General features: G+C 69.8%; 15 protein-coding genes. 5 read left to right on the top strand and 10 right to left on the bottom strand.

Annotated features, from left to right (window positions below):
* Window positions 1-68 precede the first annotated feature (68 nt).
* From PotMrB4_RS12080 to treS, 3 genes are all read left to right on the top strand, one after another.
* Window positions 69-1925 (top strand): sensor domain-containing diguanylate cyclase, encoded by a 1857-nt coding sequence (locus PotMrB4_RS12080; protein ID WP_172433397.1) that lies wholly within the window; start codon window positions 69-71, stop codon window positions 1923-1925.
* Window positions 1926-2007: 82 nt separating this feature from the next.
* Complete coding sequence (locus PotMrB4_RS12075; protein WP_172433396.1) at window positions 2008-2688, top strand: HAD family hydrolase; 681 nt, start codon at window positions 2008-2010, stop codon at window positions 2686-2688.
* A gap of 89 nt (window positions 2689-2777) precedes the next feature.
* Window positions 2778-4838, top strand: coding sequence for a maltose alpha-D-glucosyltransferase (gene treS / locus PotMrB4_RS12070; RefSeq protein WP_172433395.1), 2061 nt, complete (start codon window positions 2778-2780; stop codon window positions 4836-4838).
* 1 nt (window position 4839) lies between these two features.
* On the opposite strand, the gene PotMrB4_RS12065 is transcribed toward treS, so the two are convergent.
* Complete coding sequence (locus PotMrB4_RS12065) at window positions 4840-5043, bottom strand: hypothetical protein (protein WP_044406437.1); 204 nt, start codon at window positions 5041-5043, stop codon at window positions 4840-4842.
* Between the two features lie 270 nt (window positions 5044-5313).
* Window positions 5314-6246 (bottom strand): LysR family transcriptional regulator, encoded by a 933-nt coding sequence (locus PotMrB4_RS12060; protein WP_142009961.1) that lies wholly within the window; start codon window positions 6244-6246, stop codon window positions 5314-5316.
* 84 nt (window positions 6247-6330) lie between these two features.
* On the opposite strand from PotMrB4_RS12060, the gene PotMrB4_RS12055 reads away from it, so the two are divergent.
* On the top strand, window positions 6331-6813 hold the full coding sequence (locus tag PotMrB4_RS12055; protein ID WP_172433394.1) for a GNAT family N-acetyltransferase: 483 nt from the start codon (window positions 6331-6333) through the stop codon (window positions 6811-6813).
* Here PotMrB4_RS12055 and PotMrB4_RS12050 read toward each other — a convergent pair.
* The 5 genes from PotMrB4_RS12050 to PotMrB4_RS12030 all read right to left on the bottom strand — a co-directional run bounded on the left by PotMrB4_RS12050 (window position 6810) and on the right by PotMrB4_RS12030 (window position 12979).
* Window positions 6810-8213: an ATP-binding protein gene (locus PotMrB4_RS12050; protein ID WP_082078228.1), complete on the bottom strand. Its 1404-nt coding sequence runs from the start codon at window positions 8211-8213 to the stop codon at window positions 6810-6812. The genes PotMrB4_RS12055 and PotMrB4_RS12050 overlap by 4 nt on opposite strands.
* Window positions 8214-8241: 28 nt before the next feature.
* Complete coding sequence (locus PotMrB4_RS12045) at window positions 8242-8967, bottom strand: response regulator (RefSeq protein WP_069564733.1); 726 nt, start codon at window positions 8965-8967, stop codon at window positions 8242-8244.
* Between the two features lie 180 nt (window positions 8968-9147).
* Window positions 9148-10107: a glucokinase gene (locus tag PotMrB4_RS12040; RefSeq protein WP_172433393.1), complete on the bottom strand. Its 960-nt coding sequence runs from the start codon at window positions 10105-10107 to the stop codon at window positions 9148-9150.
* Entirely contained in the window at window positions 10104-11930 is a 1827-nt protein-coding gene (edd, locus tag PotMrB4_RS12035; RefSeq protein WP_074972637.1) for a phosphogluconate dehydratase, read from the bottom strand. Before edd ends, PotMrB4_RS12040 begins: the two co-directional genes overlap by 4 nt.
* Window positions 11931-12172: 242 nt before the next feature.
* Entirely contained in the window at window positions 12173-12979 is an 807-nt protein-coding gene (locus PotMrB4_RS12030) for a dienelactone hydrolase family protein (protein ID WP_172433392.1), read from the bottom strand.
* 121 nt (window positions 12980-13100) lie between these two features.
* Between PotMrB4_RS12030 and PotMrB4_RS12025 the strand changes: the two genes are divergently transcribed.
* Window positions 13101-13529 carry a copper chaperone PCu(A)C gene (locus PotMrB4_RS12025; RefSeq protein ID WP_160479624.1) on the top strand — a complete coding sequence of 143 codons (429 nt, stop codon included), beginning with the start codon at window positions 13101-13103 and terminating at the stop codon, window positions 13527-13529.
* A 4-nt stretch (window positions 13530-13533) separates the two neighbouring features.
* Here the strand turns inward: PotMrB4_RS12025 and PotMrB4_RS12020 are convergent, their stop codons facing one another.
* The 3 genes from PotMrB4_RS12020 to gorA are packed head-to-tail and all read right to left on the bottom strand — an operon-like array spanning window position 13534 to window position 15907.
* Window positions 13534-13914, bottom strand: coding sequence for a VOC family protein (locus PotMrB4_RS12020; RefSeq protein WP_172433391.1), 381 nt, complete (start codon window positions 13912-13914; stop codon window positions 13534-13536).
* Between the two features lie 3 nt (window positions 13915-13917).
* Window positions 13918-14541 carry a trimeric intracellular cation channel family protein gene (locus PotMrB4_RS12015; protein WP_044406412.1) on the bottom strand — a complete coding sequence of 208 codons (624 nt, stop codon included), beginning with the start codon at window positions 14539-14541 and terminating at the stop codon, window positions 13918-13920.
* Between the two features lie 7 nt (window positions 14542-14548).
* Window positions 14549-15907, bottom strand: coding sequence for a glutathione-disulfide reductase (gene gorA / locus PotMrB4_RS12010; protein ID WP_172433390.1), 1359 nt, complete (start codon window positions 15905-15907; stop codon window positions 14549-14551).
* Between the last annotated feature and the right edge of the window lie 60 nt (window positions 15908-15967).

Genomic DNA, 15967 nt, shown 5'->3' with positions numbered 1-15967 from the left:
GGCTTCATGAACAGGTGCCGGGTGACGCTCTACTAGGCTGTAGCAAGGCCAAGCGACCCCGGACACCCATGAGCAACGTTCAACACGAAGCCGAACGCCTCCAGCTGCTGCGCAGCCTGGAAATCCTCGACACACCGCCGGAGCAGGTGTTCGACCGCATCACCCGCGTGCTGGCCAGCACCCTGGGGGTACCCATCGCCCTGGTGTCGCTGGTGGATGAACACCGCCAGTGGTTCAAGTCCCGAGTGGGGCTGGACGTGCAGGAGACGCCGCGCGACGCCGCCTTCTGCGTCCACGCCATCGGCGGCAGCGGCACGCTGGTGGTGGAGGACGCCCGCACCGACGTGCGCTTCCGCGACAACCCCCTGGTTGTCGGCGCCCCTCACATCCGCTTCTACGCCGGCACGCCGATCCGCACCCGCGAGGGCTTCGCCCTGGGCACCCTGTGTGCCATCGACGACCGCCCCCGGCAGCTCACCGACGAACAGCGCCGGGTGCTGGAAGACCTGGCCGCCCTGGTCGCCCGCGAGTTCCACCTGCGCGAGGCGGCCCTCGACTCGCGGCGCCTGGCCCGTGAGGCCGAAGGCCGCTTCGAGATGCTGTTCGAGCGTGTCGGCTCCGGCCTCGCCGTGGTCAGCCCCGAAGGGCGCTGGCTGCGGGTCAACCAGGCGCTGATCAAGCTGCTCGGCTACAGCCGCGAGGAGCTGGCCGGCATGAACTTCGCGGATGTCACCGTGCCCGAAGACCTGGATGCCGACCTGGTCCAGGTGGAACGGCTGATCCGGGGCGAGATCGACCGCTACGAGCTGGAGAAGCGCTACGTGCGCAAGGACGGCCGCCCCATCTGGGTGAGCATCACCGTGACCAAGCAGCTCGACCGCCGTGGCGCCCTGGAGCACTTCCTCGCGGTGATCAACGACATCGATGCACGCAAGCACACCGAAGCCCACCTGGCGGAGCTGCAACGCACCCTGGAACAGCGCGTCCACGAACGCACCCAGGCCCTGGCGGAGCGCGAGATGGAGCTGCGCGCGGTGCTGGAGCACACCCAGGACGCCTACGTGGCGATGGACAGCGAGGGCTGCATCAGCGCCTGGAACCGCGCCGCCGAGGCGCTGTTCGGCTGGACCCGGGACGAAGCCATCGGCCAGGCCTTGCACGACCTGCTCATTCCCGAGCCCATGCGCCAGGCGCACCTCGACGGCCTGCGCCATTACCTGCGCACCGGCGAGCACCAGGTGCTGGGCCGGCGCATCGAATTGGACGCCCTGCACAAGGACGGCCGCCTGATGCCCCTGGAGGTTCACATCGACGCCCTGCGGGCCGGCGGCAAGGTGCTGTTCAACGCCTTCCTCCACGAGATCAGCCAGCGCAAGCAGCGCGAAGCCCGCCTGCGCCGCGAGGCTCTGCAGGACCCGCTCACCGGCCTGCCCAACCGCCGCGCGCTGTACGACCACCTGCCGGCGCTGATGGCGCGTGCCGATCGCCACGGCGAGGCCTTCGCCCTGATGTTCCTCGACCTGGATGGCTTCAAGCAGGTCAACGATGCCCTCGGCCACGACGCTGGCGATGCGCTGCTGCGCGAAGTGGCCCGTCGCCTGCGCGCCAGCCTGCGCAGCGCCGACCAGGTCTACCGCCTGGCGGGCGACGAGTTCACCTTGCTGGTCCATCCCCTGGGCGACCGCCCGGCGGTGCATGCCGTGGCGGAGAAGGTGCTGGCCGCCATCCGTACGCCCTACCAGCTGGAAGGACGGAGCGCCGAGGTGCAGGTGAGCATCGGCGTGGCACTGTTCCGCCCCGGCGACGGGCGCAGCCACGCCCAGCTGATCAAGGACGCCGACGCGGCGATGTACCAGGCCAAGCAAGAGGGGCGCGACCGCTACCGCATCGCCAAGGCCGACCTGGCCTGGGCCAGCGGCACCTAGCCGCGCGAAACCAGGCGACAGCACCACGCGGATCGTTCAGCATGCGGGCTCCCTCCACGGCACCGACACAGGAGACTCGCCGATGGACCCGACCCGCATCGCCGGCTTCCTGCTGGACCTCGACGGCACCCTGGTGGACACCGAGACCATCAACCTCGCCTGTTCCCTGCACGCCCTCGAATCCCTGGGCCTGCCGGACGCCGCACAGCTGTGCGAAGGCCTGGTGGGCATCGACTGGCCGGCCTACCGCCAGCGCCTGTTCGACCACTACGGCGCCGACTTCCCGCTGAACGATTTCGGCGCCGCCTACCTGCGCCACAAGACCCTCATGCTGCAGGACGGCCTGCCGCTCAAGCCCGGCGTCGTCCCCCTGCTCAGCGCCATGCGCGAGAGCGGCCGGCCGATGGCCATCGCCACCTCCTCCCACCGCCGCTCGGCCCACGAGCACCTGGCCCTGGGCGGCATCGACGGCTTCTTCGACGTGGTGGTGACCCGCGACGACGTCGACCTGGGCAAGCCCGACCCGGCGCTGTACCTGCTGGCGGCCCAGCGCGTGGGCCTGGCCCCGGCGGACTGCCTGGCGGTGGAGGACTCCATCCCCGGCGTGGCCGCCGCCCATGCTGCCGGCGTACCGACGCTGATGGTGCCGGACATGACCCAGCCCCCCGAAGACACCCGGCGCCGTTGCCTGGCCGTGCTGCCCGACCTGCACGCGGTGCTCGACCTGCTGCGCCGCGAAGGCGTGCTGGGCGGAGCCGGCTGACGCGTCGCAAGGTGAACGAAGCTCCACTCCCTGCGCTCTGAACTGGAGGACGCCGCGATCGGCGCGGCGCACCGGTCCGGAGGAGCGCCATGCACGACCCCGAGTACCTCGACTGGCTGAGCCAGCGCTCGATGCTGGAAAGCGCGCGCCAGCGAGCCCGTCTCTACGCCGGCCAGCCACGCCTGTGGCAGCAGCCCTACGCCCTCACCCGCCCCCGCAGCGTCACCGCCGTGGCTTCGGTGTGGTTCACCGCCTACCCCGCCTCGATCATCGCCCCCGATGGCATGAGCGTGCTCCAGGCCCTGGCGGACGAACGTCTGTGGAGCGCCCTCTCGGAACTGGGGGTGCAGGGCATCCACACCGGCCCGTTGAAGCGTGCCGGCGGCCTCTCGGGCCGCGACTACACCCTGACGGTGGACGGCAACTTCGACCGCATCGGCCTGGACATCGACCCGCGCTACGGCAACGACGAGCAGCAGGTGCACCTCAGCCGGGTGGCCGCCGCGCACAACGCCGTGACCATCGACGACTGCATCCCCGCCCACACCGGCAAGGGTGCCGACTTCCGCCTGGCAGAGCGCGCCGTGGGCGACTACCCCGGCCTCTACCACATGGTGGAGATCCCCGAGCAGGACTGGACCCTGCTGCCGGACGTGCCGGAAGGCCGTGACGCGGTCAACCTCCCGCCGGACGCGGTGGACGCCCTGCGCGAGCGCAACTACATCGTCGGCCAGCTGCAGCGGGTGATCTTCTTCGAACCCGGGGTCAAGGAAACCGACTGGAGCGCCACGCCACCGGTGGAGGGCGCGGACGGCAAGCGTCGGCGCTGGGTCTACCTGCACTACTTCAAGGCCGGCCAGCCCTCGCTGAACTGGCTGGACCCGAGCTTCGCGGCCCAGCAGCTGATCATCGGCGACGCCCTGCACTCCATCGACGTGCTCGGCGCGCGGGTGCTGCGCCTAGACGCCAACGGCTTCCTCGGCGTGGAGCGCCGCGCCCAGGGCACCGCCTGGTCGGAGAGCCACCCGCTGTCGATCACCGCCAACCAGCTGCTCGGCGGGATGATCCGCAAGGCCGGGGCCTTCAGCTTCCAGGAGCTGAACCTGACCCTGGACGACATCGCCGCCATGTCACGGGGCGGCGCCGACCTCTCCTACGACTTCATCACCCGCCCGGCGGCCCAGCACGCGCTGCTGACCGGCGACACCGAGTTCCTGCGGCTGATGCTGCAGCAGATGCACGCCTACCAGATCGACCCGGCCTCGCTGATCCACGCCCTGCAGAACCACGACGAGCTGACCCTGGAGCTGGTGCACTTCTGGACCCTGCACGCCACCGACACCTACCAGTACAAGGGCCAGAGCCTTTCCGGGGCGCTGCTGCGCGAGCAGGTACGCGGCGAGATGTACGAGCGCCTGGCGGGGCCGGAGGCCCCCTACAACCTCAAGTTCGTGACCAACGGCGTGGCCTGCACCACCGTCAGCCTGATCACCGCCGCCCTGGGCCTGCGTGACCTGGAGGCGCTGACGGCGGACGACATCGCCCGCATCCGCCGGCTGCACCTGCTGCTGTTGATGTTCAACGCGCTGCAGCCGGGGATCGTCGCGCTGTCCGGCTGGGACCTGGTGGGCGCCCTGCCCCTGGCCGCCGAGCAGGTCGCGCCGCTGATGGCCGATGGCGACACCCGCTGGATCCATCGCGGTGCCTACGACCTGGCCGACCTGGCGCCGGACGTGGACCGCTCCACCGAAGGCCTGCCCCGGGCGCGCAGCCTCTACGGCAGCCTGGTGACGCAGCTGCGCGACCCGGACTCCTTCGCCGCCCAGGCCCGCCGTTTGCTAGCCGTGCGCCGCGCCTACGGCATCGCCTCCAGCCACCAGCGCCCGTTGCCGGAAACCCGCCATCCGGGGCTGCTGGTGATGGTCCATGACCTGCCGGCCGGGCGCGGCACCCAGATCACCGCACTGAACTTCAGCGGCGAACCGCTCAGCGAAGTGCTGACCCTGGCGGACGTGCCGCCGGGGCCGGTGGTGAACATCCTGGATGAGCGCCTGGAGGGCGACCTGTCGGAACGGGGGGAGCTGCTGATCGAGCTGGAGGCCTACGAGGGGCGCGCCCTGCGCATCGCCACCAACGCGCCGATGCTCTAGCTCAGGCGCGCTGGTCGATGCGCTCGCGCAGGGTGCGCAGGTCGGCGGCGTCCTGGTGCATGCGCTGGATGATCTCCAGCAGTTGCTGTTTGAGGTGGGCATCACCGATGCGTTCGGCGGCCTTCATCACGGCGATGGCGGCGTCTTCGTTGTTCATGGCGATGGTGTCCAGGAGCTTGCGGCAATCACGTACGGCACGGGTCACGGCGGGGGTCCGAGGGGAAAACTGCGCGCATCCTGCCGGAGGGATGTTGCGATCTGATGTCAGGAGCGGCCTGTCGGAATTTCACAATGCGCTTTCAGGTCGGGAAACCTCAGCAGGGCGCGCAGGCGAAAAAAAACCGACCCTTGAAGGTCGGTTCCTGCCCAGCAAGGGCACGATCGATGTGGAAACCACGATATGCACGCACCCACTGCCCGTTGGGTGCGGGGGCATGATCGCGCCCCGCGATGACGGGCCGATGACAGTGGCGTTTCAGTCCGGCGAACGCGAGCGGATCGGCAGCGCCTGGAGCTGCTCCAGCATCCACGCATGGGCGTCGCGGCCGGCGTAGCGGGCGTGGCTGTAGAGACGCAAGGTGTAGCGCGGGATGGCGAAGGGCGCCGGGTAGAGGGTGATGCCGGCCACGTCCCGCAGGGTCTCGGCGGCGTGGCCGGGGGCGGTCATCAGCAGGTCGCTGGCACCGATGATGAAAGGCGCGGCGAGTACCGACGGCAGCCATAGCGCCACATCGCGGCGCAGCCCCATGCGGGCCAGCACCTGGTCGATCACCCCGCTCGGTTCGTTCCACGGCGTCACCACCGCGTGGCGTTCGGCCAGGTAGGCGTCCAGGTCGGGCGCGCCCTGCACACGGGGGTGGTCGCGCCGGGCGATGACCTGGTAGGCGTCGCTGAACCAGTCCAGTGCCTGGATGCCGGCCGGCAACTGGTCCTGCTCTTCGCCGTAGCCCAGGGCGAAGTCGATGCGACCGCTGGCCAGGTCGTCGATGGAGACCTTGCGCTCGGCGTGCACCAGGCGCAGCTGGATGCCCGGGGCGAGGCGCTGCAGGCGCTCCACCAGGGCCGGCATGAGGGCGAAGGCGGTGTAGTCGGTGACGGCGAAGACGAAGGTGCGCTGGCTGCGCGCGGGGTCGAACGGGTCCCACTGTTCCAGCCCTTCGCCGAGGGTGCGCAACGCGGCCGCCACCGGGCCGGCGAGTTGCTCGGCCCGCTGGGTCGGCTGCATGCGGTTGCCCTGGCGCAGGAAGAGTTCGTCGTCCAGGGCCTGGCGCAAGCGGGCCAGGGCATGGCTGAAGGCCGAGGCGCTGATGGCCAGTTCGCTGGCGGCGGTGCTGACGTTGCGGTGGCGATGCAGGGCGTCGAAGGCCAGCAGCAGGTTGAGGTCGAGGCGGCGCAGCAAGTGATGCACAGCATTCAGCTCCTGATGACATAAATGCACTTCATGCAGCTTACCAGCGCCGTTAGCATGGGCGCCCCTTTACTGGAGAGCCCCATGAACATCGAGATTCGCCCCGCCCAACCCGGCGACGCCCAGCAGATCCTGGATTTCATCATCGAACTGGCCGACTACGAGCGCGCCCGCCACGAGGTGATCGCCAGTGTCGAGGACATCCAGCGCACGCTGTTCAGCGAGGGCGCGCCGGCCAAGGCGCTGATGTGCCTGTGCGACGGCCAGCCCATCGGCTACGCGGTGTACTTCTACAGCTACTCCACCTGGCTGGGGCGCAACGGCATCTACCTGGAAGACCTCTACATCACCCCGGCCAAACGCGGCGTGGGTGCCGGCCGCGACCTGCTGCGCGCCCTGGCCCGCGAGGCGGTGGCCAATGGCTGCGGTCGCCTGGAGTGGAGCGTGCTGGACTGGAACCAGCCGGCCATCGACTTCTACCAGGCCATCGGCGCCAAGCCTCAGGACGAGTGGGTGCGCTACCGCCTGGATGACGAGGCGCTCAGCGGCTTCGCCGCCGGCGTCTAGGGCGCGTCAGCGCCTGTCCGGGGCAGGCGCAGGGTGACCCGCAGGCCGCCCTCGCGCAGGTTGCGCAGGCTCAGCTCGCCGCCGTGGCTATGGGCCAGGCTGCGGGCGATGCCGAGGCCCAGGCCGTAGCCCTGCTGCTGGCCGGCCAGGCGGAAATGCGGTTCGAACACCTGCTCCAGCTTCTGCTCCGGCACCCCCGGCCCCTCGTCGTCCACGTGCAGGACGAAGGCCTCGGGGCCGTCCTCCACCCGCAGGTGGGCGCGCTCGCCATACTTCAGGGCGTTGTCCAGCAGGTTGCCGATGCAGCGCCGCAGCGCCAGCGGTTTGCCGGGGTAGCGCTCGAGGGCGGCGCCGTCGAGGGTGACCCGGCCGTTGGCCAGGTAGGGCTCCACCAGGCCGTGAAGCAGGTGGTTGAGGTCCACCTGTTCGATGTTCTCGTGGATGTCGGTGTCCTTCACGCACTGCAGCGCGCCCTTCACCAGCAGCTCCAGCTCGTCCAGGTCGCGGTTGAACTTGGCCTGCTGGGCCTCGTCCTCCAGCAGCTCGACCCGCAGGCGCAGGCGGGTGATGGGGGTGCGCAGGTCGTGGGAGATGGCACTGAACAGCTGGCTGCGCTCGCTCAGGTAACGGCTGATGCGCTCGCGCATGGCGTTGAAGGCGCGGCTCACCTCCACCACTTCGCTGCCACCGGCCTCGGGCAGCGGGCGCACCTCGGCGCCCAGGTTCATTTCCCGCGCAGCAGCGGCCAGGCGCTTGAGGGGGCGGCTCTGCCAGCGCACCAGCAGGCCGATGAACAACAGCAGGAAGGCGCTGGTGATGAGGATGAAACCCCATTGCTGGGCCGGCAGGCCCTGGTCTTCCAGCCCGGCGTAGGGCTCGGGCAGCAGCGAGGCGAGGTACAGCCACTCGTTGGGGCTGATGCGGATCTGCGTCACCAGCACCGGCGGGTCGAGGGGCTCCAGGGTCAGGGCGTAGTGGGCCCAGGAGCGCGGCAACTCGTCCAGCTTGAGGCCGCTGTTGAAGAGCCGCAGGTCCTCCGGGTCGACGAAGTGCAGCGACATCTCCACCGGCTTGCCCAGGCGCTCGCGCAGCACCGCCTCCACCTCGGCGAGCACCGCCTGCTTGCGCGGGGTTTCCGGCAGCACACGCATGGCCAGCGGCTTGTCGTTGAGGGAGACGAAGAAGCGCGTGCCGCCCATGCTGCGCAACTGGTCCAGCACCATGGGCCGGTAGCCCAGGGGCAGCGAGCGGATGTAGCTGACGCTGGCGGCCATGGACTGGCCGAGGCTGCGGGCACTGATCAGCAGGCCCTCCAGCTGGCTGGCGCGCAGTTGAGAGACCCAGATCAGGCTCGACAGGGCCTGGGCCAGCACCACCACCAGCAGGGTGAGCAGCAGCATGCGGGCCAGCAGCGAGCGCGGCACGGCCCTAAGCACGGCGGGAGGAAACCTGGGCGGCGAGCAGGTAGCCGGCTCCCCGCACGGTGCGGATCAGCCGGGGCGCCTTGCCGGTGTCGCGCAGGCGCTGGCGCAACCGGCTCACGGCCATGTCGACGATGCGCTCCAGGGGCATCACCTCGCGGCCACGGGTGGCGTTGGCGATGGTGTCGCGGTCGAGGATCTGCTGTGGGTGGTCGAGGAACAGCTTGAGCAGGGCGAAGTCGGCGCCGGAGAGGATCACCTCTTCGCCGTCGCGGTGGAACAGGCGGTGGCTGACCATGTCCAGGCGCCAGGCGTCGAAGCTGACCACCTGGGCCTCGCGCTCCTGGCCGAAGCCGACCCGGCGCAGCAGGGCCTTGACCCGGGCCTGCAGCTCGCGGGGGCTGAAGGGCTTGCCGATGTAGTCGTCTGCGCCCAGCTCCAGGCCGATGACCCGGTCGGCCTCGTCGGAGCTGGCGGTGAGCATGATGATCGGCACCTGGGCCAGGCGCGGGTGTTCGCGCACCCAGCGGCAGAGGCTGAAGCCGTCCTCGTCGGGCAGCATCACGTCGAGGATCGCCAGGTCGGCACCGGCCTCGTCCATGGCGGCACGAAAGCCCGCGCCATCGGCCACGGTGCGCACCTGGAAGCCGGCGCGGCTGAGGAAGGCCTGCAGCAGTTCGCGAATTTCCTGGTCGTCATCCACCAGGAGGATGTGCTTTCCGGAAGGGCTCATGTCGGCCGTCCTTTGTTGTTATCGGTCATGTCCGTTTGGATGCGAGGCGTTGAGGCCGCGATCGTTCATCCCGCTGTCGGCGTCGGCGCATCGCCATCGGTGGACCGATGAGGCGCGGTCCACCCTACAACAGGTTGCCTGCCGGGAACGTGCCTCGCGTCCGCTTCCCGTGACTGCGCCTCAGGCCCGCATCGCCTGCTGCAGCGCCACGCCGGCACCTTCCAGGCCCGGGTACTCGGCCGTCACCAGCCACACGGGGATGCCCTCCAGGTAACCGCTCATGCAGCCCTTGCTGGCGAAGGCGCGGGCGAAGCCGCTGGCCTTGAAGAACTCGGCGAAGCGTGGCACCACGCCGCCCACCACGTAGACCCCGCCCCGGGCGCCGAGGGTGAGGACGTTGTTGCCCGCGACGCGGCCGAGCCAAGTGCAGAACTGCTCCAGCACCGCCCTCGCCTCGGGGTCGTCGGCCAGGGCCGCCGAGGTGATGGCCGCCGGGCTGTCCAGGTGCGGCGCGCTGCCATCCAGGGTGCAGCTGGCGCGGTAGAGCTGCAGCAGGCCGTTGCCGCTGAGGACGTTCTCGGCGCTGACATGGCCGAGGCGCTGGTGCAGGTGCTGCCACAGGGCGGCCTCGCGGACGCTGCCCACCGGCAGGTCGACGTGCCCGCCCTCCCCCGGCAAGGCCGTCCAGCGGCCCTCGCCCAGGGGCAGCAGGGTGCCGACGCCAAGCCCGGTGCCGGGCCCGATCACCACGGCGGGGCGATCCGCTTCGGGGGTGCCGGGGCACACCTCCTGGCGCTCCTCGGGGCGCAGGCGGGTCATGCCCAGGGCCATGGCGGTGAAGTCGTTGACCAGCAGCAGGCGCTGGATGCCGAGGCGCTGGCAGAAGGCGGTCCGGTTGAGTCGCCAGTGGTTGTTGGTGAAGCGGAAGTCTTCCCCGCCCACGGGGCCGGCGCAGGCCAGGCAGACGGCCTCCAGCTCGGCGAGGGGCAGGTCGAGCCCGGCCAGGTAGTGCTGGATGGCCGACTCGGGGTCCGGGAAATCAGCGGTGGCCAGCACCTTCACGGCGTCGAGGCGCTGTTCCCGCCACAGGGCGAAGCGGGCGTTGGTCCCGCCGATGTCACCGACCAGCGCCAGGCTCACTTGAGGCCCTCCAGGCTGCGGGTGAAGGCGCTGGCGCCCTCTTCGGCGGAACTGAAGGCGGCCCGCATGAAGGCGAACAGCTCACGGCCACAGCCGACTTCGGCCTGGTGCATGGGCGGCGCGGGCTCGCGGGCGGCGAACTCGGCGGCGTCCACCTTCAGTTCCAGGGTGCCGGCCACGCCATCGACGCGAACGATGTCGCCGTCGCGCACACGGGCCAGGGGGCCGCCGTCATAGGCTTCGGGGGTGACGTGGATGGCGGCGGGGATCTTGCCGGAGGCACCGGACATGCGCCCGTCGGTGACCAGTGCGACCTTGAAGCCACGGTCCTGCAGGACGCCGAGGAAGGGGGTCATCTTGTGCAGCTCGGGCATGCCGTTGCAGCGCGGCCCCTGGAAGCGCATGACCGCCACCAGGTCGCGGTCCAGCTCGCCGGCCTTGAAGGCATCGGCCAGGGCCTGCTGGTCGTGGAAGACCCGCGCCGGGGCCTCCACCACACGGTGTTCGGGGGCGACGGCAGAGACCTTCATCACCCCGCGGCCGAGGTTGCCCGTCATCACCCGCAGGCCGCCCTCCGGGGAGAACGGCCGCGCGGCGGGCCGCAGGATGTTCTCGTCCAGGCTCGCGGCGGCGCCTTCGCGCCAGACCAGGCGGCCGTCCTCCAGGAAGGGCTCCTGGGTGTAGCGCCGCAGGCCACGGCCGGCGACGGTCTCGACATCTTCATGGAGCAGGCCGGCATCCAGCAGTTCGCGCACCAGGAAGGCGACGCCGCCGGCGGCCTGGAAGTGATTGATGTCAGCCTTGCCGTTCGGATAGACGTGGGCCAGGGTCGGCACCACTTCGGACAGCTCGGCCATGTCCTGCCAGTCGAGCTGGACACCGGCAGCGCGGGCGATGGCCGGCAGGTGCAGGGTGTGGTTGGTGGAGCCGCCGGTGGCGTGCAGGGCGACCACGGCGTTGATCAGCACGCGCTCGTCGACGATGTGCCCCAGCGGCACGAACTGGCCGGCCTGGCGGGTCAGGCGGGTCACCTGGCGCGCGGCTTCGGCGGTCAGGGCCTCGCGCAGGGGCGTGCCGGGGTTGACGAAGGAGGCGCCCGGCAGGTGCAGGCCCATGATCTCCACGAGCATCTGGTTGGTGTTGGCGGTGCCATAGAAGGTGCAGGTGCCGGGGCTGTGGTAGGCCTGCATCTCCGCCTCCAGCAGCTCGTCGCGGGTGGCCTTGCCTTCGGCGTAGCGCTGGCGGACCTCGGCCTTCTCCTTGTTGGAGAGGCCCGAGGGCATGGGGCCGGCGGGCACGAACAGCGACGGCAGGTGACCGAAGCGCAGGGCGCCCATCATCAAGCCGGGGACGATCTTGTCGCACACGCCGAGGAACAGCGCGGCGTCGAACATGTTGTGGGACAGGGCGATGGCGGTGGACATCGCGATCACTTCGCGGCTGGCGATGCCCAGCTCCATGCCCGGCTCGCCCTGGGTGACGCCGTCGCACATGGCCGGTACGCCGCCGGCCACCTGGCCCACGGAGCCGATCTCGCGCAGGGCCTGGCGCAGCACCTCGGGGTAGGTCTCGTAGGGCTGGTGGGCGGAGAGCATGTCGTTGTAGGCGGTGACGATGGCGACGTTGGCCGAGTCCATCAGCCGCAGGCGCTGCTTGTCGATGCCGCCGCAGCCCGCCACGCCGTGGGCGAAGTTGGCGCACTGCAGGCTGCCCCGCTGCGGGCCCTTGCTGGCCGCTTCCTGGATCATCGCCAGGTAGCGTTCGCGGGTCGGTCGGCTGCGGGCGATGACCCGCTCGGTGACTTCCAGGATGCGAGGATGCATGTCAGGGGCTCCAGGGGGATATCTTGTTTTAATTGCATCAAGATAACGCAGGAAAACAAAATATCACCACATGCGCATGGATATTTTGTTATTCGAACAACATTTTTCAGCTTCAGCCTGTCGTTCTGGTCTGACCGCACACCCCGGCCGAGGTGCCGGTCTGGCGACGGACGCGCGATCCGCGCCGCGCGCCCCTGCAGAGCGGATGGAGCAGCGCCAGGGACGAGCCCTGGCGCAGCGTTTCAGCGGGGGAAGATTTCCTTGAAGAAGCCCTGCATGTCGGCCCAGGAGTTCTCGTCGGCCACCTTGCTGTAGGCCAGGTCCGGGCCTTTCTCGCTGCCGTGGCCGGCGTGGCTGAGGCGGTCGGCATCGGGGTTGGTGAAGCCGTGCTTGGCCTTGGGCTGGAGGACGAAGCGGTAGTTGGCCTCGGCGGCGTCCATCTCGTCCTTGAAGGCGGCGACGTCGGCCTTGGTGACCATGCTGTCCTGCCCGCCGTGCTCCACCAGGATGCGCGCCTTGACGCTGCCCTTGGTGGCGGGGGTGGCGGTGGCGAGGGCGCCGTGGAAGCTCACCACGCCGGCCAGCGGGACGCCCTGGCGGGCCATGTCCAGCACCACTTTGCCGCCGAAGCAGTAGCCGATGGCGGCCAGGCGGCTGTTATCGGTCAGGGGCTGCCGCTTGAGCAGGTCGAGGCCGGCGAGGAAACGCGCCTTGGCGGCAGGGGCGTCCTTGAGGGCCGCCTGCATGAAGGCGGCGGCATCGGCCGGGTGCTCGGTGTTCTTGCCTTCGCCGTACATGTCGATGGCCAGGGCGCTATAGCCCAGTTCGGCGAGGTCGCGGGCGCGGCGCTTGGCGTAGTCGTTCAGGCCCCACCACTCATGCACCACCACCACGCCCGGGCGCTTGCCCTCGATGGCGTCGTCGTAGGCGTAGTAGCCCACCAGGGCGGTCCCGTCGGCGGCCTTGTAGTGGAGCTCCTTGGTCTTGACCTCGGCCTGGGCGATGCCCGCGAAGGCCAACAGAGCGAACAACAACGACAATCTGGGCATTTCGATTCCTCTCCGGGTTCAGCGAAGCTGGGCAGCGTGCAAGTGTCGCGGTTTTTCCGGGCTTTCGCCAACCGCCGTTGCCAGGTGAAATAGCGCTCCCCCATGCCTTGCCGAGGTTGCCATGCGTCGTTCGTCGTTCCTCCTGCTGTTCGCCCTCGCCTGCCCCTGGGCCCTGGCCGATGGGCCACGGGCGGGGAACCTGGAACTGGGGCCAGCCTGGAGCCGGGCCTCGACCTGGGACGCCACGGCGCGGGAGGTCTACCTGGACATCCACGACCGGGGCGGCGATGGCGACCGGCTGAGCGGCGCCAGCTCGCCCCTGGCCTGGCGGGTGGACCTGCAGACCACGGTGCGCATCGGCGAGGCCCGCCGGGTGATGACCCTGGTATCGTTCGGCATCCCCGCCGGGGGCACGCTGGCGCTCAAGCCGGACGGCAGCCACCTGACACTGGTGGGGCTGCGCCAGCCGGTGACGCCCGGCCAGCGCATCCCGCTCGTCCTGCGCTTCGAGAAGGCCGGCGAGGTGCGCGTGGAGGCGACGGCGCAGTGACGGCTCAGACGAGGTAGCGGCCGATCTCGATCAGGTTGTCGTCCGGGTCGCGAACGTACACCGACTCGATGGGCCCGAGGGCGCCGGTGCGGCGCACCGGCCCCTCCTCCACTGCCACGCCCTCGGCGGCCAGGTGCGCCAGCAGGCGCTCCAGGGGCCAGGGGGTGACCAGGCACAGGTCGATGGCTCCCGGCAGCGGGTGCGCGGCCTTGGGCTCGAACTCCCGTCCGGCCTGGTGCAGGTTGAGCTTCTGCTGGCCGAAGGCCAGGGCGCTGCGGCCCTCGCCGAACACCTCGTGACGCATGCCCAGCACGCGCTGGTAGAAATCCACGGTGCGGGGGATGTCGGCGACGGTGAGGACCAGGTGATCGATGCGTTCCAGCATGGGTCAGTGCCTGTCGAGGAGGTGGAAACGGGGCAGCGAGAGCCCCCAGCGGATGGCGGCCAGGCGGGTGCCGAGCACCACGGCCATGGCGATGCCGGTGTCGAGCCAGCGCGGCAGCCCGACGGCCAGCAGCCCGATGAACACCAGGGATCCGGCGATGCAGGCGATGGCGTAGATCTCCTTCTGGAAGATCAGCGGGATCTCGTTGCAGATCACGTCGCGCATCACGCCGCCGGCGACGCCGGTGATGACGCCCATGATCACCGCCGTGCTCAGGGGCACCTGGTGCTGCAGGGCGACCTCGGTGCCGTAGACGGTGAACACGGCCAGGCCGAAGGCATCGGCCACCAGCAGCCCGGTCTCGTGGATGGGCCGGGTCAGGCGGACCCAGAGCACGGTGCCGACGGCGGCCAGGGAGGCGACGAGGATGTAGGTGTCGTCACGGATCCAGCTGACCGGGTGATTGCCGAGGATGACGTCGCGCAGGGTGCCGCCGCCCAGGGCGGTGATGATGGCGATCACCAGCACGCCGAACAGATCCATGGACTTGCGCCCGGCCATGAGCGCGCCGGTGATGGCGAAGACGGCGACGCCGAAGAGGTCGGACAGGTAGAAGAGCTGCTCCATGGACCGATCAGTTCCCCACCGGGGTGCGCATGGTGACGAATTCCTCGGCGGCGGTCGGGTGCACGCCGATGGTCTCGTCGAAGATGCGCTTGGTGGCGCCGGCCTTGAGCGCCACGGCCAGGCCCTGGATGATCTCGCCCGCCTCGGGGCCGACCATGTGGCAACCGAGCACGCGGTCGCTCTCGGCGTCCACCACCAGCTTCATCAGGGTGCGCTCCTGGTTGTCGGTGAGGGTCAGCTTCATGGCGCGGAAGCGGCTCTCGAACACCTTGACCTTGTGCCCACGGCCCCGTGCCTGCTCTTCGGTCAGGCCGACGGTGCCGATGTTGGGCAGGCTGAAGACGGCGGTGGGGATGTTGTCGTAGTCCACCGGCTGGTACTCGGCCGGGCGGAACAGGCGGCGGGCAACGGCCATGCCCTCGGCCAGGGCCACCGGGGTGAGCTGCACGCGACCGATGACATCGCCCAGGGCGAGGATCGAGGGTTCGGTGGTGCGGTACTCGTCGTCCACCTTGATGAAGCCGCGCTCGTCCAGCTCGACGCCGGTGTTCTCCAGGCCGAGGTTGTCCAGCATCGGTCGGCGACCGGTGGCGTAGAACACGCAGTCGGTCTCCAGGCTGCGGCCGTCCTTGAGGGTGGCGAGCAGGCTGCCATCGGCCTGCTTCTCGATGCGGGTGATGTCGGCGTTGAACTGAAGGTCGAGGCCCTTGCAGGTCAGCTCGTCACGCAGGTGGGTGCGCACGGCGCCGTCGAAGCCGCGCAGGAACAGGTCCTGGCGATAGAGCAGCGAGGTCTTGGCACCCAGGCCGTGGAAGATCGAGGCGAATTCGACGGCGATGTAGCCGCCGCCCACCACCAGCACGCGCTTGGGCAGCTCGCGCAGGTGGAAGGCTTCGTTGGAGGTGACGGCATGCTCGCGGCCGGGAATGTCCGGCACCTGGGGCCAGCCACCGGTGGCGATGAGCAGGTGCTGGGCCGTGAAGCGCTGCTCGCCGACCGCCACGGTGTGGGCGTCGAGGATGCGCGCATGGCCTTCCAGCAGGGTGACGCCGGCGTTGACCAGGAGGTTGCGGTAGATGCCGTTGAGGCGGTGGATTTCCTTGTCCTTGTTGGCGATCAGGGTCGCCCAGTCGAACCCGGGCTCGCCGACGGACCAGCCGTAGCCGCGCGCCTGCTCGAAGTCTTCGGCGTAGTGGGCGCCGTACACCAGCATCTTCTTCGGCACGCAGCCGACGTTGACGCAGGTGCCGCCCAGGTAGCGGCTTTCCGCTACCGCGACGCGGGCACCGAAACCGGCGGCGAAGCGAGAGGCACGTACGCCGGCGGAACCGGCGCCTATGACGAAGAGGTCGAAATCGTAGGCCATGGCAGGGGGTCTCCAGAAACAGGCGGCCAGCATACCTGAACCCGTGCCCCTGACCAGTTG

The sequence above is a fragment of the Metapseudomonas otitidis genome, from assembly GCF_011397855.1.
GTDB classification, from domain to species: domain Bacteria; phylum Pseudomonadota; class Gammaproteobacteria; order Pseudomonadales; family Pseudomonadaceae; genus Metapseudomonas; species Metapseudomonas otitidis.
The sequence above is the reverse complement of the archived record's forward strand: the minus strand, read 5'-3'. Positions and strand labels throughout refer to the sequence as shown.